The organism is Microbulbifer variabilis ATCC 700307 (assembly GCF_000380565.1).
Taxonomy (GTDB): Bacteria; Pseudomonadota; Gammaproteobacteria; order Pseudomonadales; family Cellvibrionaceae; genus Microbulbifer; species Microbulbifer variabilis.
The window spans coordinates 59,492-84,023 of record NZ_AQYJ01000019.1; the positions used below are offsets into that span (position 1 = coordinate 59,492).

A 24,532-nucleotide genomic window follows, 5' to 3' on the forward strand; every position below is an offset into this window, starting at 1 on the left:
ATTTGATTACAGCACGGCCATTTAACTATTGAGAATTTAACTTTCAAGTCCGAGCTTTTTTAAACGATAGCGTAGGGATCTAAAGCTAATACCGAGTTTTTTTGCAGCAGCAGTCCGGTTCCAGCGAGTTTTCATCAAAGCTGTTTCAATAGCCTCTTTTTCAATGTTTTGAAGAAACTCATCTAGAGATGAGTAAAGACTAGGATTAAAGTATCCTGCGTTTTGAGGGGGGGCTGAGTTTTTAGGCGTCTCTAAATTGGCAGTGAAACCTTCATCTTTAGAGGCTTTTTTATCGTGTTCTAGGAATAAGTCACGGCTACAGATTTCCTGTTCATCACATAGTGCAAAAGCCCGCTCCAAGATATTTTCCAGTTGACGAACATTCCCAGGGAAGGTGTAACTCTGTAATAAAGCTATTGCTTCAGGGGCTACTTTTGGTTGGCGGATTCCAGAATCACTAGCAATGCGCTGCATTGTTACGTCTACTAGTAGCGGGATATCTTCTAAATGTTCTCTCAGGGGTGGTGTTGAGATTTCAATTACATTGATGCGATAGTATAAGTCGTTACGAAATCTTCCTTCATTGACTTCTTTGCCAAGGTCTTTATGAGTTGCACTGAGAATACGTACATCAATGGGAACTTCCTGGTTTGCACCAATAGGTCGAATGCGCTTTTCTTGTATCGCGCGCAATAGTTTGACCTGCATTTCAAGTGGTAAGTCTGCAACCTCATCTAAAAACAAAGTACCACCTTGAGCACTTTGTAGTAGACCTAATTTATCTTTATGGGCTCCGGTGAAGCTGCCCTTCTTATGACCGAAAAACTCGCTCTCCATCAATTCTTTAGGTACAGCGCCACAGTTGATGGGTACAAACGGCTTATCTGCTCGAGCTCCTTGGGCATGAATTGCACGAGCAACCAGCTCTTTACCAGAACCAGATTCGCCACTGATGTAGACCGGTGCATCGCTACGAGCTACTTTAGCGATTTGCTCTCGTAGTCTACGCATATTCTCAGCTTCACCCAAAAGCAAGTGCTCGCTGACGTTATTTTGATTGGTGTTTCGTACCTGGTCCTGATTCAGTCGTAGGGCCAGTTGGGCGAGGTTACGCAGTCGTTCAAGGTCTACGGGCTTACTGACAAAGTCGAATGCCCCGAGTTTTAGTGCCTTGATTGCAGTATCCATGTTGCCATGTGCGGTGATAACGGCTACGGGCAATTCGCAGTGTATCCCAGTTTGAATATGCTCAACCAACTGTAGACCGTCACCGTCAGGTAGGCGAAGGTCTGTAAGGCAAAAATCGTAACGATTTTCTGTAAGTAATTTCTTTGCTTGCACGAGATTGGCTGCGGTATGGCAGTCCACGTTCATGCGCTGCAAAGTGAGGGTGAGCAGCTTGCAAATATCCGGTTCGTCATCGACAACCAGGGCCAGAGGTAGCATCAATTCCCTGTCTTTTCTTGTTTTGTTGATATTAGAGGCAAGGGCGCCGGTTCTGATTATGGCAGAAATTCTTTGCGAATAATCGTCGAAACTTTGGGAAAAAATTCTGAGTAAGATCAAGTCACACTTATTTAGTGAGCAAATTCAACTCTAAAGCAGCTCTTGTCGTCATCGCTGCGGCAATGATACAAGCTCGCCTTATTTGTCTCACACAGTTCTTTCGCAATATATAGTCCCAGTCCACTACCACCACTACCGTTGGTGAAGAATGGCTCGTAAATCTTTGATTTATGTTCTTCGGGCACACCTGGGCCACTGTCCTTAACATCTATTTGGGTACAGGCACGTTCTTGGTTGTATTGAGCACTGACTACTGCGAATCGCTTGCCGGTGGCTATTTGGGAGTGGTGAAGGGCATTATCTGTGAGGTTGGTCATCACCTGAGTAAGTTGAGCCGCGTCAAACCGCGCTGAAAGTGCTTGCTCAGGAAGCTCCAGCTGTACTTGGTCTCCACTTTTGGTACCGGCACTAAAGTCCTGGATAAACTGTTGCAACCAGGTAGCCAAGTTATGTTCTTGCGGTGCCCCTGCTTGCCTGCGTGATAGCTGCATTACATTTTCGATGATTTGGTTTACTCGCTGACTTTGCCGGCAAATGATGTCGGTCAGATAATGGTCCTCTTCGCGCAATTGTGGGGACTCTGATAGCAACTGTGCTGCATGGCTGATGGCGGAGAGGGGGTTGCGCACCTCGTGAGCGATAGAAGCTGTAAGGTGTCCTAGAGAAGCGAGTTTGAGTTTTTGGGCAGCCTCGGCCAATTTGCGGTTGTCTTCAACGAATACCAGCGTACTGCAACCGCTGTCATGCTGAAGGTTGGTAAAATTGAGTTGTACTTCATTACCAGTTTCTGACTGCAGTAAAGTGCTACTGGTACTGCCATTGTTACGCCAGTCTCGGATCGCTTGGCGTAATGCATCAGATTTTTCCTTCTCTGAATGTAGGTGGCAGCCCAAAAGTTGACGTGCAGCCCTGTTAATAAGTTCGGGTTGGCTGGTGGGGCCCATCACCAGCACCCCTGTCCCCATGCGTTCGATAATCTGTTGTGCCAGCCGTTGCAGGTGTGCTGCTTGTCGGCTTTGCTGATCAGCGCGCAGATTGGCACTGCGTATGCGCGCGGAGAGATATTGGAGTGCGCTAACAGTCGCAAAAAGCAGTATGCCGAGGCCTCCCGCGGCGACAATATCTTTGGTTGTGCCTTGCCCGGACATTAGGTTGTAGAGTTGTAAACCCAATACCCCTAGGCTGGCGATTGCGGCGAAGAAGGCGCTCATTCGGCGGTCGAGAAGAATAGAGCCGATGGAGCAATTAACGAGTAGTAGATAACCGAGACCGGAGCTGAGACCGCCACTGGCCTCGATGAGCAACAAAAATACCAGGATATCGCAGCCAAGGATCATCTCAATCTGACCGACCCCTACTTGATAGGCTTTCTGACGTAAGAAGACCAGCCAGCTGAAGTTGAGAAGGGTGTAGATCGCTATTGTGTAAAGAAATAGGCCTGGCAGATGAGCACCCAGCGCTCCGGCGCCAATATCAGAGTAGAAAACCCCCAGCAGCACAAGTGCAATTGCCAGGCGATAAATAGCGCAGATACGCAATAGCTCATGGTGCTGGAGGGTGAGAGTATTGCTGACGGAGGAGGGACTACTCAAAGTGATTTCCCGGTATTGTTGTTGTGTTGAGCCGCTGCTGTTGCTCCGCTACAGAGGTTACAATGGCGGCCTGTATTGTCCGAGGTTTAATAATGTCTACTTTGCAGCTAGTGCTGGCACAAATCAATTCTCTCGTAGGGGATATTCCCGGCAACACCGCAAATGTGATTGAGGTGGCACGTAAGGCTCATCGAGAGCTTGGGGCCGATCTGGTCCTATTTCCGGAGCTGACCTTATGCGGCTATTCACCAGAGGATTTACTTCTGCGCCCCAGCATGCAGATACGCATTGAGGCTGCGCTGGAACAACTGAAAACGGCCCAGCTGCCCTGTGCCATCTTGGTAGGTTATCCGCGATACCGGGATGGAAAGATATTTAATATGGCGGGCCTGGTTAGTCAGGGCGAAATTGTTGCGGAATATGCCAAGCAAAAGTTACCCAACTACCAAGTATTTGATGAGAAACGCTATTTCACCAAGGGCGATAAGCCATGTGTCGTTGAAATTGAGGGTATACCTGTTGGGGTCAGTATCTGTGAGGATATTTGGCACCCTGAACCGATTCAGCAGGCTGTTGAGGCAGGTGCAAAAGTGATGCTGAATATCAATGCGTCTCCTTTTCATCGTGGCAAAGCCCAGCAACGCTTGGAGTTGCTTTCCAAACAGGCGCGTGTGGCGCAGGTCCCAATCGTATACGTGAACTGGTGCGGTGGCCAGGATGAACTGGTGTTTGATGGTGGCTCAATAGCTATAGATTGTCGGGGAGAAGTCTGCGCCAGGGCTGAGGAGTTTGCGGAGCAGCTATTGCCGGTGTCGGTCTCCGAACAAAGTGGAAGGGTTACATTACTACCAGGAGATAATGCCCCCCCCCTGGATGATCTGGCAGCAGTCTATCAGGCCTTGGTACTTGGAGTGCGGGATTACGTCAATAAAAATGGCTTTAATGGCGTGGTACTGGGGCTCTCGGGGGGGATTGATTCAGCGCTGACTCTGGCGGTGGCAGTGGATGCCTTAGGTAAAGAGCGAGTGGAAGCGGTTATGATGCCTTTCCATTACACTTCTGATCTCAGTAAGAATGATGCTGCCGATCAGGCCCAGCGCCTTGGGGTGCATTACCGAGAGATCGGTATTGAGCCTATTTTCGACGCGTTTATGGGGGCTTTATCGGAAGAGTTTGCCGGTAGTGAGAGAGATACCACGGAGGAAAACCTGCAGGCTCGCTCCCGCGGTGTGCTGCTGATGGCCATTTCCAATAAGAAGGGAGCCATGGTGCTGACTACCGGCAATAAGAGTGAGATGGCCGTTGGGTATGCGACGCTGTATGGCGATATGGTTGGGGGCTTTAATGCTCTGAAAGACGTGCCCAAGGTGCTGGTATTTGAGCTTTCTCGCTATCGAAATACGGTATCAGAGGTGATACCAGAGACAGTGATCACGCGCCCACCCAGTGCAGAGCTGGCACCAGATCAGATAGACTCAGACAGCCTACCTCCTTATGAAGTCCTGGATCAGATTCTCAATCTGTATGTCGATCAGGATTTCAGTGCTGAGGAAATCATCCGTCGTGGTTTCCAACGGAGTGAAGTTGAGCGGGTTGTGCGCCTTGTAGCACGCAATGAGTACAAGCGCCGTCAGGCTGCTGTGGGGGTACGGATCTCGGAGCGAGGCTTTGGGCGGGATCGTCGCTATCCAATCACGAATGGCTGGAAGGCCGGCGAATAACTTGTTTTAGAAAGTAAAACGGCGCCGATTGGCGCCGTTCTTAGTTGTGGAGCATACCTACAGCAGCTCTGGAGGTAGGGGGGCCTCTCCACGATTGTATTCGGGGTTGTACATTTCGCGGCTATCAAAGCCCTCTGGGTCTGATTTCTCGAAAAGGCCCAGGGTTACCCGATGCACCAAGCTACGGCCACTAGCACCCTTGTAGAAGTTGTAGTTAAAGGAGCCATCTTCATTAAAGGCTGGGTGATCTGGGTAGTTGTTGCGCATAACGCTCAAGGCGTTGGCCTCTAACTCCGGCATCTCCATGAGGTTATACCCCTGTACCATCACCGCAAGGGCGTCCGGTACCGCAGGGGTCTGCTGGAAGTTTTCCACTACATAGCGGCCGCGGTTGGCGGCTGCGAGGTAGGCTCCACGCTTGAAATAATAGTTGGCTACATGGATTTCATAGCGAGCCAGCAGATTGCGCAGATGAATCATGCGTTTTTGCGCATCTGCGGCGTAGCGGCTCTCCGGATAACGGGCCATCAGCTGTGAGAAATAGGCGAAGGACTCACGTGCAGAGCCGGGGTCGCGGTTGGTCAGGTCTGTCGGCATAAAGCGCTCGAACAGTCCGGTGCCCTCGGTAAAGGAAGATAGCCCCTTCATATAGTAGGCGTAATCGACATTGCGATGCTGGGGATGAAGGCGGATAAAGCGATCTGCGGCGGCGATAGCCGCATCGTTCTCATAATTGCGGTAGTAGGCGTAGATTAGCTCCAACTGGGCCTGTTCCGCATAGTTGCCGAAAGGGAAGTTATCTTCCAGGGCGCGCAGGTTCTTGATCGCCAGGTCCCACTGGCTGGTGCGCAGCTGCCGTTGCGCTGCCTCGTAGAAGGCCTGCTCTGTACGGTTGCCGCTGGGCAGGCCCTCTTCTGAGTCGTCAGTGCTGGCGCAGGCAACCAATATTGCGGACACCAAGGCCAGCCACAGCATTTTCCAGGTCTGCATAGCCCTTCGCTCTATCATTCTTACACTCTACCTTATTAAACTACCCGCCAAGATTAATCTGGCGCGTCGGACATTTAACCACAGTCGCGGTGCTGCCCAAAGTATTTGCAATTGTTTAATGAATGACCACCTAAACCTCGATATTGAAGTTCCGGCCAATTTGGCTGGTCGAAGATTAGACCAGATAGCAGCCGAATTAATTCCCGATTACTCCCGTGCGCGTTTGCAATCTTGGATTAAGGGCGGTCAACTCACCGTAAATGGTGCCCCTGCCAAGCCCAAGGATAAGCTATTTGGCGGTGAGCGGCTTAGTCTTCACGCTGAACTTGAGGTTCAAGGCGCCTGGAGCGCCGAACCCATGGATCTGAGCATTGTTTATGAAGATGACAGCCTTATGGTCATCAATAAGCCTGCAGGGATGGTAGTACATCCGGCTGCCGGAAATCCCGATGGCACCCTGTTAAACGGTCTTTTGCATCACTGTCCCTCTCAGGAGAGGATTCCCCGGGCGGGGATCGTGCATCGTCTCGACAAGGACACTAGTGGCTTGATGGTCGTGGCCAAGACCCTGTTGGCGCAAGCTAGCCTTGTAGACCAGCTAAAACAAAGAACGGTCAGTCGTCAATATGATGCTTTGGTGCAAGGAATAATTACCGGTGCGGGGCGTGTCGATGCTGCAATAGGACGCCACCGGCAAAACCGCCTGAAAATGGCTGTGCTGGACTTTGGTGGCAAGGAGGCCATTACCCATTACCAAATTCAGCAACGTTTCCGGGTGCATACACTATTGCGTTGCAAGCTGGAAACTGGACGCACCCATCAAATCCGGGTGCATATGGCTCATATTCGTCACCCACTGGTGGGTGACCCGCTATATGGGGGTAGGCCAAAGTTGCCACCAGAGGCGCCCACTGAGCTGATTGGCGCCTTACAGGGCTTTCCCCGACAGGCCCTGCACGCGGCGGAGCTCGCACTCATCCATCCCCAGTCGGGTGAGGAAATGCACTGGCGCGCCTCTATGCCTGAGGATATGCTGGCCCTACTCGACCTACTTGAACAGAATACTTACTAGGTCAGTAGCAGCACAAACTTCCACTAGAAAAGGAGTCGGGGCCTTAGAGTTCGGCTCCTATTGCCCAGGCAGAGCAGATATACCATGTCCAGTGATCATTACCTGAGTCCAGTATGGCCGGCCCCTGCCAGGGTGAGAGCATTCTCTACCTTGCGATCAGGTGGGTACAGTTCGGGGCCCCATACCTCTTTTAATCTTGCAGCGCATGTTGGTGACAGTGAGTCAGCAGTTTTGGCTAACCGCGGGCTACTGTGTGATCAGCTGGAGTTGCCGGGTGAACCACAATGGCTTGAACAAATCCACAGCGACAGGGTGGTAGACGCTCAGGGGGATGGGCTTGTGCGGACTGCCGATGCCAGCTTTAGCCTGAAAAGTGAAATTGTTTGTGCGGTGCTCACCGCCGACTGCCTTCCCGTACTTATCTGTGACAAAGCAGGCACCCGAGTGGCAGCGGCCCATGCAGGTTGGCGCGGGCTGGCTGGGGGCATTTTACGCAATACGATAACTGCCTTAGATTGCGATCCCGCAGAGCTATTGGTGTGGCTGGGGCCTGCGATTGGTCCTGAGGCCTTTGAGACTGGGGTGGATGTCCTGGAGGCCTTTTTTGAAAATGCCCAGGGTGGTGAGCATACCGAGGCTATTGCCCGCTGCTTTCAACCTCATGTAAAAAAGCCATTACATTTTCTTGCGGATATTTATGGTTTGGCTCGGGCTGAGCTAAAGGGGCTTGGTGTCGGGCATATCTACGGTGGTGAGCGCTGCACGGTGAAAGAACCTGAATACTTCTATTCCTATCGTAGGGAGAAGACTACCGGGCGTATGGCCTCACTAATCTGGCTGGCGGATAATTAATGCTGCTCATAACCTAAGGTGCAGCTAATTATTGGGCTGGCTAATATGAGGGTGCGCTTGGTTCTTTTCAAGGGGTACCGACTGACAAATGCCGAGCTTACAAAGAAATAATTACTCCCCCTTAGGAAATTAATCGAAACTTCTTGCTGTTTGATTTAAATCATTGAAAACCTTTCCCTCGCCCCTATTTTAATAGCCAACACTACACTGAATGCGTAACGCCAACCGGGCGTTATTGACGCAAAGCTATATAAGATCCCTAAGTAGGAGAGGTTGTATTCATGCGAATTGATCGGATGACAAACCCACTGCAAGCAGCTTTTGCTGATGCACAATCCATGGCTGTGGGACGGGACCACAACCAGATTTATCCGGAACATTTAATTCTTGCACTACTCAACCAGAATAATGGCAGTGTCCCGGCATTTTTATCCCAGGCCGGTTTTAACTTAAATGGCCTGCGCAATGACTTGGCCAAGAGACTAGATAATCTGCCAACTATCAGCTCCCCAACTGGGGATGTGGGCATGTCTCAGGAACTGATGCGCCTGATGAACCTAACCGATAAAAAGGCGCAACAAAATGGCGATACATTTATATCCAGTGAAACGGTCTTACTTGCAGCTTTCGACTCCGCTGCAGGGGAAATTTCTAAAATTCTCAATGCTAATGGCGACAAGAAACAGTTAGAGGCGGCAATTCAGAAAGTGCGCGGCGATGAAAAAGTGGATGATCCCAATGCGGAGGAGGCGCGCCAAGCGCTGGATAAATATACTCTCGACCTGACGGAGCGTGCACTGGCTGGCAAGCTTGATCCAGTAATTGGGCGCGATGATGAAATTCGTCGAACTATCCAGGTGTTACAGCGCCGCACCAAGAACAACCCGGTATTGATTGGTGAGCCTGGAGTAGGGAAAACGGCCATTGTGGAGGGGCTTGCACAGCGTATTGTAAATGGCGAAGTACCTGAGGGCCTGAAGGACAAGCGCCTGCTTTCCCTGGACTTGGGTGCACTGCTTGCGGGAGCCAAATTTCGCGGGGAGTTTGAGGAACGCCTCAAGGCCGTCCTGAATGAGCTATCCAAGCAGGAAGGGCGTATTATTTTATTTATTGATGAGTTGCACACCATGGTTGGCGCTGGAAAGGCAGAGGGCGCCATGGATGCCGGTAATATGCTCAAGCCGGCACTGGCTCGTGGTGAGCTGCATTGTGTCGGCGCCACCACCCTGGATGAATACCGTCAATACATTGAAAAAGATGCGGCGCTTGAGCGCCGTTTCCAGAAAGTATTGGTGGATGAGCCTACAGAGGAAGATACCATTGCAATTCTTCGTGGCCTGAAAGAACGCTATGAGGTGCATCATGGTGTCGATATTACTGACTCTGCAATTATTGCCGCGACCAAATTATCCCAGCGCTATATCACCGATCGCCAGTTACCAGACAAGGCGATCGATTTAATAGATGAAGCGGCAAGTCGTATACGTATGGAAATTGATTCCAAGCCGGAGGCGATGGATAAGCTTGAGCGCCGTCTGATCCAGCTTAAGATTGAGCGTGAGGCGGTCAAAAAAGACAAGGGCGATGAGGCCACTAAAAAGCGCCTGGCAAAGCTGGAGGAAGAAATTCTTCAACTGGAGAAAGAATACTCCGACTTGGAGGAGGTGTGGAAAGCGGAAAAAGCCCAGCTCGCAGGTAGTCACGACCTTAAGGAAAAGCTAGAGCAGGCCAAGCTGGATATGGAGTCTGCACGACGTGCCGGTGATTTAACGCGTATGTCGGAATTGCAGTACGGCGTGATTCCACAACTTGAACAACAGCTAAAGTCTGCTGCTACCCATGAGGCAGCAGAAGAGCCGCGCCTGCTACGCAACCGGGTTACCGATGAAGAAGTGGCTGAAGTGGTTTCACGCTGGACAGGTATTCCAGTTTCGAAAATGCTGGAGGGCGAACGGGAAAAACTGTTGCGCATGGAGGATGCGCTGCATAAACGGGTTATTGGACAAGCTGAAGCGGTAGATGCTGTCGCCAATGCGGTTCGCCGATCCCGCGCGGGCTTGGCGGATCCCAATCGCCCGAATGGTTCCTTCTTGTTCTTAGGGCCTACCGGGGTGGGTAAAACCGAACTCTGTAAAGCGCTGGCGCAATTTCTATTCGATACAGAGGATGCGATGGTGCGGATTGATATGTCGGAGTTTATGGAGAAACACTCCGTCGCACGCTTGATTGGTGCGCCTCCAGGTTATGTTGGTTATGAAGAGGGCGGTTATTTAACCGAGGCGGTGCGTCGCAAGCCTTATTCGGTGGTTCTGCTAGACGAGGTGGAGAAGGCTCATCCGGATGTATTTAATATTCTTCTTCAGGTCCTTGATGATGGTCGCCTGACCGATGGTCAGGGCCGCACTGTGGATTTTCGCAACACTGTGGTGGTGATGACCTCCAACCTGGGTTCTGACCTAATACAGAAGTATGCAACGGCTGAAAATGGCGACGACCTAGATGCGGAGATTCGCTATCGCCAGATGAAAAATGCAGTGATGGAGGTGGTTAGCAATCATTTCCGTCCAGAGTTCATCAACCGTATCGATGAGGTTGTGGTTTTCCACCCTCTCGACAAAGGGGAAGTACGTTCTATTGCGGAGATTCAGCTGAGGCAACTATGTCGCCGCCTCAGCGAGCGTGACTTGAAGCTGGAGGTATCCGAGGCGCTACTGGATAAACTGGCGGAAGTTGGTTTTGACCCGGTTTACGGTGCGCGTCCACTCAAGCGAGCTATCCAGATGTGGCTGGAAAATCCCCTGGCACAGGATGTATTGGCTGGAAAATTTGCGCCCGGTGCTACCATTCACGCTGATGTTGAGGGTGATAAGGCCGTCTTTCATTAGTTATTTGATCGCGATGGCGCCAGCGATATCTGGCGCCACATACTTACCGTGCAGCCTGACGTCTTTTCTCCTCTTTAAATTCTCTTAGGCTGTTTTCGCGTGCCATGAGGCGAGGGCCCAGCGGCACTTATCGTATTTTCTTTATAAACTAAACTTTGTGGTCCGATAAAGATCGGGGTTGTTCTCGCCTGAATTCTCCTGACTCATCGATCTATGGCATTTTCTGTTGAGTGATCGGGGGTACATTATCAGTAAACGCATGGTATTAATGCTGCTGGGATGCTTACTATTGTTTGGCGGTATTTTTGCTTATAAGTTTTTTGGCCGCTACATGATGAATCAGTTTCTCGACACCATGTCTCTACCGGTGGCTACCGTCACCTCCGCCACTGCACAAATCCAGAACTGGCGTGAGGATCTGAGTGGAGTTGGAACAGTTCGCGCGGTAAATGGCGTCGAAGTCACTACTGAGGCTGAGGGTGTCGTCAGCGCCATTCATTTTAAGTCAGGACAATTTGTGCATGGTGGAGATCTTCTGGTAGAAATTTTTGCTGAACCGGAAAAAGCTCAGTTACAGGTGCTGGATGCAGAGTTACGTCTTGCACGGCGCAATTATGTCCGTATTAAAACCTTAACCAAGCGTGGAGTTACTACTGAAGCAGATCTGGATAGTGCTCAGAGTACTTTGGATCAGGTAATTGCCAATATTCAAGTACAGCGAGCTAGGGTTGATCAGCGCCGTGTGGTGGCACCTTTCAGTGGTGTGCTCGGTATTCGCCGTATCGACTTGGGTGAAAATGTCAGTCCCGGTGAGGCGGTAGTTTCCCTGCAACAGCTGAATCCTATCTTTGTGGACTTTTCTCTGCCAGAGCAAAAATATTCAATGGTTAAGGCGGGGTTGCCGATTTACCTGACTACAGATGCATTCCCCGGTAATACCTATCGTGGGAAAATCACCGCTGTTGACCCTCGCGTAGATAATGCCAGCCGCAATTTCCTTATTCAGGCAACCCTAGACAATCCAAAAAAACACTTGCGCCCGGGCATGTTTGCCCAAGTCTCAGTAGAAATTGATGCGAGTCGACGGGTTTTGGCCGTACCCCGAACATCTTTGGTTTTTGCACCTTATGGGGTGTCAGTTTTTGTTTTGGAAAAAGATGATGCAAGCGGAGAGTTAATCGCGAATAAGCGCTTTGTGAAGACGGGTGAGGAGCGCGGAGATATGGTGGAAATTGTGCAGGGACTTCAAGAGGGAGATATTATCGCTAGTAGTGGTTTGCTAAAACTTCGCAATGGTAAACGGGCCAATATTAACAACGAAAATAAACCGCCGGAAAATTTACATCCAAAACCTGGCAACAGTTGATTCCCTCCGAGAGCAGCGGTGAATTTTACTGAGATTTTTATTCGTAAACCGGTACTGGCTTGTGTGGTCAGTCTTTTTATTTTTCTGTTGGGGTTGCGTTCAATTGCCGAGTTGAATGTGCGCCAATACCCCAAACTGGAAAATGCGGTCATCACAGTGACTACCGTATATGTGGGTGCTGATTCCGACCTAGTCCAGGGGTTTATCACCACGCCCTTGGAACAAGAAATTGCCACTGCAGATGGCATTGACTATATGGTGTCTACCAGTGTGCAGGGGCTTTCTACCATCAATGCCTATGTGCGCTTTGATTTTGACCCTAATGAGGTTTTGACCCAGATAGTTGCCAAGGTGAACAAACTGCGTAGCGATCTCCCTGATGAGTCGGAAGACTCCAGTGTGGAGATGCAGCAGGGGGAAACTACGGCGGCAATGTATCTGTCATTTTCCTCAAATATTCTTGCCAATAACCAGATCACCGATTATTTGACTCGGGTAGTGCAGCCAAAGCTGGCCACTATTGCCGGGGTGCAGCGTGCTAGATTACTCGGTGATAGCACCTTTGCCATGCGCGCCTGGCTAAAACCCAGGGAAATGGCAGCACTTGAGGTAACCCCGGCAGATATTGCCAATGCCTTGCGGGATAACAATGTTCTCTCTGCAGTGGGTGCAACTAAGGGTTCGCGGGTTGCCATGGAAATTCGAGCGGATACGGATATAGCCAAACAAATAGACTTTCGTCAGTTGGTGGTACGTGCATCCGGTGACCAGCTGGTGCGCCTTGGGGACGTGGCAGAAATAGAATTAGGTGCAGAATCCTATGACAGTTCGGTGACCTTTAACGGGCAGTCGGCCACCTTTATTGCAGTGGAGGTTGCGCCCAATGCAAACACTCTTGATGTTATTAAGCGAGTTAGAAAGAAGCTTGAAGGTGAGATTTTTCCGCAACTGCCGGAGGGGATGCTAGGAGAAATTCCCTATGACAGCACGGAGTATATTCAGGATTCGATTACTGAAGTGGTGGAGACCATCATTGAGGCTGTCATCATTGTTATCGTGGTGATCTATTTGTTTCTTGGTTCCTTACGCAGTGTTTTGATTCCAGCAGTGGCCCTGCCCCTATCTTTGGTAGGAGCAATGTTTCTCATGTTGTTGATGGGTTTTTCCATCAACTTATTGACGCTTCTCAGTATGGTTCTGGCTATAGGAATAGTGGTGGATGATGCCATTATCGTTCTAGAAAATGTCCACCGGCATATAGAGGAGGGATTATCGCCAAGGGAGGCGGCTATCGTTGGCGCACGTGAACTGGCCTGGCCAGTAGTTGCTATGACCACCACGCTGATTGCTGTTTATATCCCTATAGGTTTTCTTGGAGGGCTGACTGGCACTCTATTTATTGAATTTGCTTTTTCCCTTGCCGGTGCCGTGCTTTTGTCTGGAGTTGTGGCACTCACACTATCACCAATGATGGCTTCGAGAATATTAAAGCCCAGGGATGGAGGTGGGACTCGCTTGGAAGCTTGGTTAGAGCGACAATTTGGGCATTTACAAAAAGGATTTGAAAAGCGTTTGCATAACTCCCTGGAAGAACGCGGAGTGATTTTGGTATTTGGCTTAATTGTTTTGGCAAGCTGTTACTTTCTATTCGTTACTTCACCGCGAGAATTGGAGCCAACAGAGGATCGTGGTCTTGTGCTCACTATTTCCACTGCCGATGCCTATGCAACTCTGGATTATGTAGAGCAATTCAGTGGGGAATTGGTGGATATTGCCGAGAGTTACAGTGAGGTCGAGAATATTTTTCTGCTTAATGGGGCCGGCACTTTTAGTAGCGGAGTCAATAATGCCACTGCGGGGTTTGTACTTGGTTCATGGGAAAAGCGCGATAAAGATACTGAGCAGATGCAGGAACTGATCAGTAAGGATGTAGCGCAAATTGCGGGCTTGAAAGTTGCTGTTGTAGTGCCGCCGAGCTTGCCCACTGCGGGGGGGCAATTACCGGTGGAATTCGTGATTGGTGCCACTGAGCCAATGGAAAACCTTGCGTCTGTTGCCAGCGAGATAATGACGCAAGCTCTCGAAAGCAGAAAATTTATTTTTCTCGATTCAGACCTGAAGATAGATAAACCAAAGATTGTGGTTGAAATAGACAGGGATAAGGCTGCCACTATGGGTGTAGAAATGGTGGATCTTGGGCGCGATCTGGGGGCCATGTTATCAGGTGCCTATATCAATCGCTTTTCCTTGGATAATCGCAGTTATAAAGTAATTCCTCAGGTGGAGCGGATTGATCGTCTCACTGCAGAACAGCTGGGGCAGTATTATATCCGGGCGGTTAATGGTGACCTGGTTCCGGTTAGTACACTGGTCCGCCTTAAGGAAACAGTAGAGCCACAGCAGCTAAAACGTTTTCAGCAGCTCAATGCTGTGACTATTTCCGGAGTGCCACGCCCGGGGGTCACCCTGGGGGAGGCTTTATCGGTTTTGGATAACGCTGCTCAGGAAATATTACCAGAGGAGTATTCGGTGGATTACTCGGGCCAGTCCCGTCAATTTAAGACAGAGGGCTCGGACTTAGTAGTGACTTTTTTCTTTGCACTCGTTGTTATTTATCTGGTATTGGCAGCACAATTTGAGTCCTGGCGTGACCCACTGATTATGTTGGTTACTGTGCCTATGAGTGTTTGTGGGGCAATGATCTTTGTCAGCCTGGGACTTACTACATTGAATATTTATACCCAGGTGGGCTTGGTCACTTTGATCGGGGTTATTTCCAAGCACGGTATATTAATTGTGGAATTTGCCAATAAATTACAGATGGGGGGGATGGACAAGCGTACGGCTATTGAAGAGGCTACCTCTATTCGACTGCGGCCGGTATTGATGACTACGGCATCATTGGTTCTAGCTATGGTTCCCCTATTAATTGCTTCAGGCCCAGGTGGAGGAGCCCGCTTTGCAATGGGGTTAGTAGTCGCGACCGGAATGACTATCGGTACTCTATTTACCCTATTTGTGGTACCAGCCATGTACCTTTATCTGGGGCGGGACTATCGAGCAAAGGCGGAGGCTGTTGGAGTTATTAAAGGGTAGCTCGATAAATGGTTTCACGCATTAAGCGTGTCCCCTGAAGTATTACTGCGCCTGAACTCGCTGGGAGTAACACCTTCGTGCTTTTTAAAAAACCGGGTAAATACTGCACGTTCGGCAAAGTGCAGTTTAACCGCAATGCTCTCTACTGATTCGCTGCTGGATAACAACAGGCGCTTGGTGAGAGCTAGAGTGACACTATCTTTTAGCTGTTGAAAAGTTACCCCCTGTTCACGCAATCTCCGCTGTAGGGTACGACCGCTGGTACGGAAATGGGCGGCGGCTTGCTTGATCGTGATCTCTTCGTTCAGCAGGTGTTTTTCCAGCCAGGAACGCAGGCTCGCAGCTAGGTTGTAGCTCGACAAAGTACTGTGTAATACGGTTTTCAAAATATTGCGGCTCTGGCTGCGTAGTAGCTTGTGGTAGCTGGGAATAGGAAAGTCCAGGGTTTGAGGTCCCAGGATAATGGAGTTTTCACTGCTGCCGAATTCGACCGGGCATTGGAAAATACGGGTATAGATAGTGTCGTCTTCTGGTTTTGTCCTGCGCAGTTTTACACCGCGAACTTCAGCGAACTGGGGGTTCAAGGTGCGTAATAACTCCACAGCGCGGGTCATCAACATTTCTGCGATAAATGCATTTACAGAATCACTGAATAACTCTTGGCGCCAGTTCAGGGTAAGAATTTCTGAATCTGTTTCTGTTCGTGTTTCAAAACGCAGTAGGGGGGCCAGGGTTTGTGACAGCACAATTTCGGCGGGACGCAGAATTTCCCGCGGGCGCCGTAGAGATGGCTGTGCCTCAATGATGGTTTCCTCAAGCCACAGAATGATTGGAAATCGGCTAAAGCTGAGTCCCGGTGAGGAGACTGGAGAAAGCGCTACCAGGTTATTCACCAGGGCATTGAATTCGTTATAGCTGAGCCGCTCGCTTTCGCGAGGATTCCAACTGAATGCAAATGGCAGGCGCTTGATCAGGGTCTCGGTTGGAATTCCGAGCCTGGCGGCAGCGACTACAAAGTAGGGGGCAAATATTTTGGGCACGCCGGCATGGCCGGACTTATTTTTATTTTGGTCTCTCATGACTCTTTGCCGTCCGGGTGGCGTTGGCAGGATCATAGCAAAGGCGTCCTAAACAACGAAAATAAAAATGCGGAATATGACGAGTCGGTCGCGTCAGGTGGCGTGCTTGGTCATCTTCTGGCGCCATTAATCCTATTACCAGCCCAGCGTCTGCGGCTAACGTGCAGGGGTCTGCAGCGAAAAGTAGAGAAAAATTCACGAAACCCTGCAGTCATAAATTTCTACTTATAAAATTATAAAGGCTAATAACAATGACACTGTCTAAACGACTGGGCGCAGGCCTGTCTGTTTTTTTCGCTGCGATGATGGGCGCTTCTTCAGCGGTAGCTGAGAACTGCTATATCCTGGTCCACGGACATGGAGTTGAAGGGCACACAACCAGCGTCAAAGCTGATGGGAGTTTAGTGCAGCCAGCACTGGACTATTGGAGTGAAACCTACTTTGACGAGTATAAAAACAGCAGTTTTATAGACCAGCTGGTAGCGAATGGCGGTAATTACGGTGTGGTAGGCTACAACTCCACCGATGAAGGTGAATTGCCTTATTGGCACGATCAGACTTCCGGGGAAATTGCCCGGCAAATTATTCAGATACGTAATGGGGAAGGTGATCGCTTCGAGCACGGTAACCAATGTGCTGCCAATGATACTTTCTGGATTGTTTCCCATAGCCAGGGCGCTGCACAAATGATGTATATAGCCGGGAATGCTGTGGTGGGCTCTCCTTACTACAACCGTGCTTATAAGCAGTACGATACCAACACTGAGATGCAAGAGGTTAAAAAATGCTCGACCACCTGGTATGGCAGCACCAGCTGTAAAAAGGTGACTGAAGAAGTACGAGTGGCCGGACTCAGTGATAGTAATGCGATTGAAGTTGATTTCGACACTGCGATTAGTGGTGTAGCGGCGATTTTCACCACCGGAGGTGCGATCACCGGCACTGAGGGTGTGGATCGTATTTGTAATGGCTCCTGGTATGACGATGTTATCAATGATCTTTTCCTAGGCAGGGAGTGTTCTGCAGTACGCTATATGCAGACCAATGACGTCTATACAGTGCGTAACTACGTGGGCACTAATCTGGGAGCACCTGTTTATACGATTGGTGGCTACGCCACTTTCCCAGGCGTAGAGAGTGCTTCCTCAGCCCTGCTAAATGGTGAAGATGATGGTTATATTAACCTTGCTTCGCAGATGAACTGCGCTGGCTCTGGTAAACGTAATCTCTGGTCCAACCTGAAGCAATACGACACCTTTATGGGTATTGCCTATGGTAGTGCGACTTTCTCATGCAATAACGACAACAAAGGTACTGCGCGCTCCTATAACCTCGCCAGCATTCATGTTGACCATGACGCCCAGCGCAATGGCGGTATCATGTCTCCAGGCTACGATGGTATCCCCGATGGCCTGGATTGTGGTGTGGGTAAAAATAGTGCCGGTCGTATCGCAGCTTGTACTCAATAAATATTTGTCAGGAGCGAGTAGATGTCCGTCAGCAGTAAACAACGTAACAGGAGGCGTACAGCCTTAGTTGTCAGTGTCCTATTTATTGCCGCTGCCATTTTTTTCTGGCGAGTGGGGAATAGTGGGGACCTGCCCACCGCGGTTGCTGCTGAAGCTAAAACAGTTTTTCCGTCCCTTCCCAAACAGGTGGAGATAAAAGAGTCTCAGGTGGAAAAGGAAGAGCTGGTTGATGATGAGTCCATCAAAGTTTGGCAAGAAATTCAGGCGCGTCCAGTAAAAACTGAATTACATCAGTCCCTGCTATCTGATCTAGCAAAGTTCCACCGTTACCCACCGGAGAACCGCGCTATCAAGAACCCCTCTCAGGATCCAATCACCCAGACCCATGCGCCAGATCAGCGCACCACTCATAGTGACAATGGTGATGCATTAACACTGTGGACTGAAAGAAAATTCTATTCCTATGGTGAAGTGCTGAGAGCTTATGCCTTTCAGACTGACAGCGACGGGGCTAAGGTGCCCGCAGATCTGACCGCGCTAATGGTTCTGGACGATCAGCAGGTAGTGGGAACCCTGACATTTAGCGATACAAATGGTGATTTAATTTACGAGGTGGAAATGGAGGCTGGCTCCTATCAGGGGCAGCCTCTGCCAGCTGGCATCTACAAAATCATTGTGGATACGGATATTGATGGTCTGCGTGATGCAGCCGCTTTTACCCTGTCGGAGGATACCGGGAGCTATACCGGGAACCTAAGGGATTCATTGACCTCCGAGGGCAATCTGCTTATCGAGGCTGAGGTGGAAATCCTTGAGCAGGGCCGCTTTTATTTCCGCGCTTCCCTTTATAATGATGAGCGGTCATCTATTGGCACAACCCAGAACGCCCTGCAGCTTCCTCCAGGACGCCACTGGATACCCTTCGACTTTTATGGCCTCATGATCCGCGATGCCGATCAGGATGGCCCCTACCTCGTGAAGCAGTTAAGTATTTCCAGAGTCACAGTGCCTCGAACGGAAAGGCTTTTCGAGCCAGGATACTACACCGAACGTTACAGCCTGGAGCAGTTCAACGATACTCCCTATAAAGAGCTGTAGCGGCAATTATTCGCGGGAATTAGCAGTTCTCGCGAATGCTCTTTTGTTCTTGGTTAATACGTTGCTGCCTCTCATCCTCACCGAGCACGCGGTGATTGCCGTTCTCGTCGACTTCCCTAACGCGTGCATGGCTGGTCAGCGCCTTTAAGTTATCCTGCGAATTTTGACAGCGTTGCGCGCGTGCGGCTGCTTGGGCACGGGCAACCTGCTCGTCTACTTCTGAAGGTTGTTGAGGAGTGGGCTGGCCTTGAGGCTGAGTTTCAATTGCAGGTTTGGTGGTTTTTGCTTCTTTCGCAGCTCGGGTCGCTTGTTGCTCCGCTTCCCACTGCTTGTAACGCTCTGATTTAGGTTTCTTGATTACCTCTACTTCGGTACTGCTAGGTGGCTGCTCGCCGAAATGCACGACCCCATTTTCGTCCACCCATTTGTAGATGCCGCTGGCCTGTGCTGTTAGCGCCAGGCTGGAAATTAGCATTGCGAGAGCGATGCGCATTGGAGTACCCCTCTTGGTCTTATCTTTCCTTACTGGCCACATTGTAACTGCGTCAGGGGTTTTTCCTGCAACCCTCTTAACACTTTCAGTCACGGCTATTGACAGCAAGGGAGCAGTTGGCACAATCGAAAGTTTCCTCGGCGAGTAGTAGTCACCGCAGACTCGCGGTCCAGACGCTGATTTTCAGGTGGATTACCCTTCCATCACATTTCCGTCGAGAGGCTCTCCCTACCCCTGGAGGCCTGCTAGCCTGCAACTTGGACACGGTTGTGTCTGGTTTCGGCTGGGTGTTTTGCTGTGCGCGATGATTTCATCCTAAAAATCGGCATGCAAACACGCAACAGGCTGATATTTGTCACCATTTTCTTTTATAATCGCCATTTAGCATTCTCGTTATATGGTGGATTCATGGCTTCTTGGTGATGTCTGTCCTACCAAGCAAGAAAACTGAGGAGACTCAAGTGGAATTACTTTCCGGCGGCGATATGTTGGTTCGCGCGCTGCAGGATGAAGGGGTAGATCTGATTTTCGGCTACCCAGGCGGCTCGGCACTGCATATATATGATGCTATTTTCAGGCAGAAGTCGATAAAGCACATTCTGGTGCGCCACGAGCAGGGTGCGACTCATGCCGCGGATGGCTACGCCCGCTCGACAGGCAAGGTGGGTGTGGTACTTGTGACTTCTGGTCCGGGTGCAACCAATGCGATCACCGGGATTGCGACCGCCTATATGGATTCAATTCCCATGGTGGTGATTTCAGGTCAGGTAACATCTGACAAGATCGGCGAAGATGCGTTTCAGGAGACTGATATGGTCGGCTGTTCGCGTCCGATTGTGAAACATAGTTTCCTGGTTAAGAACGCTGAAAACATTCCCGAAATTATCAAGAAGGCCTTTTATATTGCCAATACAGGTCGCCCTGGCCCCGTCGTGGTTGATGTGCCCAAGGATGTGACTAACCCGGCAGAACGATACCCTTATCAGTATCCTGAAAAGTTGCGCATGCGCTCCTATACCCCGGCAGGCAAAGGACATGGTGGGCAGATACGCAAAGCGGTGGCGCTGCTGTTGTCGGCGCGTCGACCGGTGATCTATGCCGGTGGTGGCGTAGTTCAGGGCGGAGGTTCGGAGCTGCTTACTGAATTGGCCCGTCGATTGAATTTTCCCGTGACCAACACATTGATGGGGCTGGGAGCTTACCCAGGTAGTGATAAGCGCTTCCTGGGCATGCTGGGAATGCACGGCACTTTTGAAGCCAATACCGCTATGCACCATGCAGATGTGATCCTGGCGGTGGGAGCGCGCTTCGATGATCGCGTCACCAATACCCCGAGTAAATTCTGTCCCGGTGCCAAGATTATTCATATCGATGTTGATCCGGCCTCCATTTCAAAGACCATCGTTGCCGATATTCCTATTGTTGGCACTGTGCAATCGGTGCTGTCCGAGATGCTGGACACCCTTAAATCTGGCGATGAGCAACCGGACCAGTCGGCAATAGTGGACTGGTGGCGCCAGATCGACGATTGGCGTGAGCGTCACGGTCTCTACACGGCGCCGCGTTACCAAACCGACGGTGCACTGATTATGCCGCAAGACGTAATTCGCGCGGTATACGATATTACCGAGGGCGATGCTTACGTTACCTCGGATGTAGGCCAGCACCAGATGTTTGCTGCCCAGTATTATCACTTCGATAAGCCGCGCCGATGGATTAATTCCGGTGGTCTCGGCACCATGGGTTTTGGTTTGCCCGCAGCTCTGGGGGTGAAAATTGCCTACCCGGATAAAGAGGTAGTGTGCGTAACAGGGGAGGGCAGTATCCAGATGTGTATCCAGGAGCTGTCCACCGCTACTCAATACCATTTACCGGTCAAAATCCTCTGCCTTAACAACCAGGCCCTCGGCATGGTGAAGCAGTGGCAGGAAATGCAGTACGAGGGACGCCTCTCCAACAGCGTCTACGAGGAATCTCTTCCGGACTTTGTAAAGCTTGCCGAAGCTTACGGTCACCTCGGGGTCAAGATTGAGCACCGAGATGAACTGCATGGAAAACTGCAGGAAGCTTTTGCAGAAAAAAATCGCACGGTATTTATCGATGTCTATGTCGACCCATCTGAGCACGTGTACCCGATGCAGGTCATGCCAAACGGCTCTATGCGTGACATGTGGCTGAGCAAAACCGAGCGGACCTAGGGGGCAGGGCAATGCGAAGAATTATTTCGGTACTGATGGAAAATGAACCGGGCGCCTTGTCTCGTGTAGTAGGGCTGTTTTCCCAACGTGGCTACAACATTGAAAGCCTAACGGTGGCACCGACAGAAGATGCCACCCTATCGCGCCTTACCATGGTGACCATTGGTGATGATCACAAGATTGAGCAGATAACCAAAAACCTGAACAAGTTGATTGATGTGGTGAAACTGGTGGACCTGACGGAGGGGTCTCACATTGAGCGTGAATTACTGATGGTGAAGGTGCGTGCGAATGGCGCCCAGCGCGATGAAGTAAAGCGCAGTGTGGATATCTTCCGCGGCCAGATTGTGGACGTCACCAGTAATATGTACACCGTACAGGTGGCCGGTACCAGTGAAAAGCTCGATGCATTTCTTCAGGCACTCGGCGAGCACACGATTATGGAAGTTGTCCGCTCAGGAGTATCCGGAATCGCCCGGGGTGAAAAAGTTTTAAGTGTATAGATGGCAGGAAACAGGAATTTAGCAATGCATGTTTATTACGATAAAGATTGTGATCTCTCTTTAATTCGCGAAAAAAATGTAGCGATTATCGGTTATGGTTCCCAGGGCCACGCTCACGCCAATAATCTTCAGGATTCCGGCGTGACCAATGTAGTTGTAGGTCTGCGTGCGGGTTCCAGTTCTTGGGCTAAGGCAGAAAGTGCCGGGCTGCGTGTAGCTGAAGTGGCAGATGCGGTTAGAGATGCAGACGTGGTTATGATTCTGGCACCGGATGAGTACCAGGCCAACATCTATAAAGAGCAAGTGGCTCCAAACCTTAAGTCGGGTGCCGCTCTCGCTTTTGCGCATGGTTTTAATGTGCATTTTGAACTCATTGAACCGCCGGCGGATGTCGATGTAATTATGGTTGCCCCCAAGGGCCCGGGCCACACCGTGCGTTCTACCTATCTTGAAGGCGGCGGCGTTCCGACCTTAATTGCTGTATATCAGGATGCATCGGGTAAAGCCAAAGAGCTCGCCCTTTCCTATGCGTCTGCAAATGGTGGTGGCCGCTCAGGGATTATTGAAACCAACTTCCGCGAGGAGACCGAAACGGATCTGTTTGGTGAACAGGCTGTGCTCTGTGGAGGTGTTTCTGCTTTGGTAACTGCAGGTTTTGAAACTCTGGTTGAAGCGGGTTATGCGCCTGAAATGGCCTATTTTGAATGCCTGCATGAACTCAAGTTGATCGTTGACCTGATGTATCAGGGCGGAATAGCGGACATGCGCTATTCTATTTCGAATACCGCTGAGTATGGTGATTATGTAACTGGTCCACGCATCGTAACTGACGAAACCAAGGCTGAAATGAAGCGTGTGCTGAAAGATATTCAGACCGGCAAGTTTGCTAAAGACTTTATGCTTGAATCTCTAGCTGGGCAGCCACGACTGAAAGCTGAGCGCCGAATTGGTTCTGAACATGAAATTGAACAGGTAGGTGCCAAATTGCGTGCAATGATGCCCTGGATTAAGGCAAACAAGATTATCGATCGGACTGAAGGCAATAACTGATCGATACATCACAGAAAAAACGGCGGGGATACCCGCCGTTTTTTTTTGCCCTGTGCGCGCACTTGGCAATGGCGTACACTCGCTGGCTGCAAAATGCATTAACGGAGAATCTATGAGCCTTCAAGGGGATGAAAAGAAACCCGCGGACTCAATGAATGCAGCGGGCGAAGAAATTCGTCTACCTGTCGATGAGCATATTGAGGAAGAGGTTGCGGCAAACGGTAAAAAAGTTCGTGCCCGTGGCGTTTATCTGCTACCTAACCTGATTACCACCGGTGCACTTTTTAGTGGCTTTTACGCAATTGTCGCTGGAATGGATGGTAATTTTGAAGCTGCGGCCATCGCCATTTTTGTCGCTATGGTACTTGACGGCCTGGATGGTCGTGTAGCGCGCCTAACTGATACCCAGAGCGCCTTTGGTGTGCAATACGACTCCCTTTCCGACATGGTGTCTTTTGGTTTGGCGCCGGCACTGGTTGCGTTTAGCTGGGCGTTGAAAACCCTGGGGAAGTTTGGCTGGGCAATTGCTTTTTTATACGCGGCTTGTGCCGCCCTGCGTCTGGCCCGCTTTAATACCCAGGTGGATACCGTAGATAAAGGGGTATTTATTGGCCTTGCCAGCCCCACCGCCGCAGCTATCGTAGCCAGTATGGTCTGGTCTGGTCACGATGTTGAGGTCGGCCCTGCGCTGGCAATTATTGCGGCGCTTGTGACTGCAGCTGCCGGTTTGTTGATGGTCTCCAATTTCCACTACACGAGCTTTAAGGGGCTCGATTTCAAGGGCAGGGTGCCTTTTGTAATGATGTTGGCTGTAATTCTTATTTTCAGCCTGGTGACTATTGACCCTGCTGGAGTATTGCTGACCCTGGCTGTGCTCTACACCTTATCGGGTCCGTCTATGTGGTTATGGGGCCTTCTTCATCCCAAGCCGGCAAGTGGGGCGGTAGAAAGTGACAGCGTGAAAGCGAAAGATAAGGAGCAGCGCTAGTCTCAAATAATTCCGCTTGGGATTCTCCTCGCTGACCTTAGTATTGTTATGCGGGAGTGCGAACTAACACGGAGTGTGATCGTCGGGAGGTCGGATGCGGCCTCATAACTCCCCCAAAAAAAGAGGGCTGTGCAACAGCCGAAAAAAAGTCTTGCACAGAAGCACAGTAATCCGTATAGTTCGCGCCCTCGCTGCTTGAGACAGCAGTGAGGGGTCAGCTCCAAGTAATTGATTTTCTTAAGAAAATTTCTTCAAAAAGAGCTTGCCAAGCACGGAGAGGTCGCTATAATGCGCACCACTTCAAGCAAGGGCGGAAACAACCTTGCCGGGATTTGAAAAGCGCTTTGAGCAGTTCAAATCACCGAAAAAAAGCTGCAAAAAATCACTTGATTCAGCAGCCCGGATGTGTAGAATACGCGTCCCGCAGTTAGAGCCGAGCGCTCAACTGAGTTGTTTAAAAATTCGATCAAGCAATATGTGTGGGTGCTTACGGAGTGATGAATCGATACATCTA

At 50.3% G+C, this 24,532-nt stretch carries 17 protein-coding genes; 12 read left to right on the plus strand and 5 right to left on the minus strand.

Translation table 11 applies throughout. The annotated features are described in order from the left end of the window. Positions 1-36: 36 nt before the first annotated feature. Positions 37-1,446: a sigma-54-dependent transcriptional regulator gene (locus tag G367_RS0102175; protein ID WP_020411450.1), complete on the minus strand. Its 1,410-nt coding sequence runs from the start codon at positions 1,444-1,446 to the stop codon at positions 37-39. Positions 1,447-1,577: 131 nt separating this feature from the next. Then, entirely contained in the window at positions 1,578-3,158 is a 1,581-nt protein-coding gene (locus G367_RS0102180) for a two-component system sensor histidine kinase NtrB (RefSeq protein WP_020411451.1), read from the minus strand. Between the two features lie 92 nt (positions 3,159-3,250). On the opposite strand from G367_RS0102180, the gene G367_RS0102185 reads away from it, so the two are divergent. Beyond that, positions 3,251-4,879 (plus strand): NAD+ synthase, encoded by a 1,629-nt coding sequence (locus G367_RS0102185; protein ID WP_026304890.1) that lies wholly within the window; start codon positions 3,251-3,253, stop codon positions 4,877-4,879. A gap of 57 nt (positions 4,880-4,936) precedes the next feature. Here the strand turns inward: G367_RS0102185 and G367_RS0102190 are convergent, their stop codons facing one another. Next, positions 4,937-5,887 carry an outer membrane protein assembly factor BamD gene (locus G367_RS0102190; protein ID WP_051089458.1) on the minus strand — a complete coding sequence of 317 codons (951 nt, stop codon included), beginning with the start codon at positions 5,885-5,887 and terminating at the stop codon, positions 4,937-4,939. Positions 5,888-5,987: 100 nt separating this feature from the next. Here G367_RS0102190 and rluD point away from each other — a divergent pair, with 100 nt between their 5' ends. The 5 genes from rluD to G367_RS0102215 all read left to right on the plus strand — a co-directional run bounded on the left by rluD (position 5,988) and on the right by G367_RS0102215 (position 15,140). After that, positions 5,988-6,941: a 23S rRNA pseudouridine(1911/1915/1917) synthase RluD gene (gene rluD, locus G367_RS0102195; RefSeq protein WP_020411454.1), complete on the plus strand. Its 954-nt coding sequence runs from the start codon at positions 5,988-5,990 to the stop codon at positions 6,939-6,941. An 84-nt stretch (positions 6,942-7,025) separates the two neighbouring features. Next, a complete protein-coding gene (gene pgeF / locus G367_RS0102200; RefSeq protein WP_020411455.1) occupies positions 7,026-7,793 on the plus strand; it encodes a peptidoglycan editing factor PgeF in 768 nt (255 codons plus the stop codon). Positions 7,794-8,074: 281 nt separating this feature from the next. Then, complete coding sequence (gene clpB, locus G367_RS0102205; protein WP_020411456.1) at positions 8,075-10,678, plus strand: ATP-dependent chaperone ClpB; 2,604 nt, start codon at positions 8,075-8,077, stop codon at positions 10,676-10,678. A 226-nt stretch (positions 10,679-10,904) separates the two neighbouring features. After that, positions 10,905-12,044 carry an efflux RND transporter periplasmic adaptor subunit gene (locus G367_RS0102210; RefSeq protein WP_245556641.1) on the plus strand — a complete coding sequence of 380 codons (1,140 nt, stop codon included), beginning with the start codon at positions 10,905-10,907 and terminating at the stop codon, positions 12,042-12,044. An 18-nt stretch (positions 12,045-12,062) separates the two neighbouring features. After that, positions 12,063-15,140 (plus strand): efflux RND transporter permease subunit, encoded by a 3,078-nt coding sequence (locus tag G367_RS0102215; protein ID WP_020411458.1) that lies wholly within the window; start codon positions 12,063-12,065, stop codon positions 15,138-15,140. 14 nt (positions 15,141-15,154) lie between these two features. Here G367_RS0102215 and G367_RS0102220 read toward each other — a convergent pair whose 3' ends face one another. Beyond that, entirely contained in the window at positions 15,155-16,219 is a 1,065-nt protein-coding gene (locus G367_RS0102220; RefSeq protein ID WP_020411459.1) for an AraC family transcriptional regulator, read from the minus strand. Between the two features lie 251 nt (positions 16,220-16,470). On the opposite strand from G367_RS0102220, the gene G367_RS0102225 reads away from it, so the two are divergent. Together G367_RS0102225 and G367_RS0102230 are read left to right on the plus strand one after the other, a co-directional pair. Next, the gene (locus G367_RS0102225; protein ID WP_020411460.1) at positions 16,471-17,688 is read left to right on the plus strand and encodes a hypothetical protein; all 1,218 of its coding nucleotides are present in this window, start codon (positions 16,471-16,473) and stop codon (positions 17,686-17,688) included. A 21-nt stretch (positions 17,689-17,709) separates the two neighbouring features. Next, a complete protein-coding gene (locus G367_RS0102230) occupies positions 17,710-18,786 on the plus strand; it encodes a hypothetical protein (RefSeq protein WP_020411461.1) in 1,077 nt (358 codons plus the stop codon). 19 nt (positions 18,787-18,805) lie between these two features. Here the strand turns inward: G367_RS0102230 and G367_RS0102235 are convergent, their stop codons facing one another. Continuing rightward, complete coding sequence (locus tag G367_RS0102235) at positions 18,806-19,402, minus strand: DUF4124 domain-containing protein (protein WP_245556642.1); 597 nt, start codon at positions 19,400-19,402, stop codon at positions 18,806-18,808. A 338-nt stretch (positions 19,403-19,740) separates the two neighbouring features. Here G367_RS0102235 and G367_RS0102240 point away from each other — a divergent pair, with 338 nt between their 5' ends. From G367_RS0102240 to pssA, 4 genes are all read left to right on the plus strand, one after another. Then, positions 19,741-21,477 (plus strand): acetolactate synthase 3 large subunit, encoded by a 1,737-nt coding sequence (locus G367_RS0102240; RefSeq protein ID WP_020411463.1) that lies wholly within the window; start codon positions 19,741-19,743, stop codon positions 21,475-21,477. Between the two features lie 11 nt (positions 21,478-21,488). Beyond that, positions 21,489-21,980, plus strand: a complete 492-nt coding sequence (gene ilvN, locus G367_RS0102245) for an acetolactate synthase small subunit (RefSeq protein ID WP_020411464.1) — start codon at positions 21,489-21,491, stop codon at positions 21,978-21,980. A 24-nt stretch (positions 21,981-22,004) separates the two neighbouring features. Further along, the gene (gene ilvC, locus G367_RS0102250; protein WP_020411465.1) at positions 22,005-23,030 is read left to right on the plus strand and encodes a ketol-acid reductoisomerase; all 1,026 of its coding nucleotides are present in this window, start codon (positions 22,005-22,007) and stop codon (positions 23,028-23,030) included. A 112-nt stretch (positions 23,031-23,142) separates the two neighbouring features. Further along, positions 23,143-24,018 carry a CDP-diacylglycerol--serine O-phosphatidyltransferase gene (gene pssA, locus G367_RS0102255; protein ID WP_020411466.1) on the plus strand — a complete coding sequence of 292 codons (876 nt, stop codon included), beginning with the start codon at positions 23,143-23,145 and terminating at the stop codon, positions 24,016-24,018. Positions 24,019-24,532: the final 514 nt, after the last annotated feature.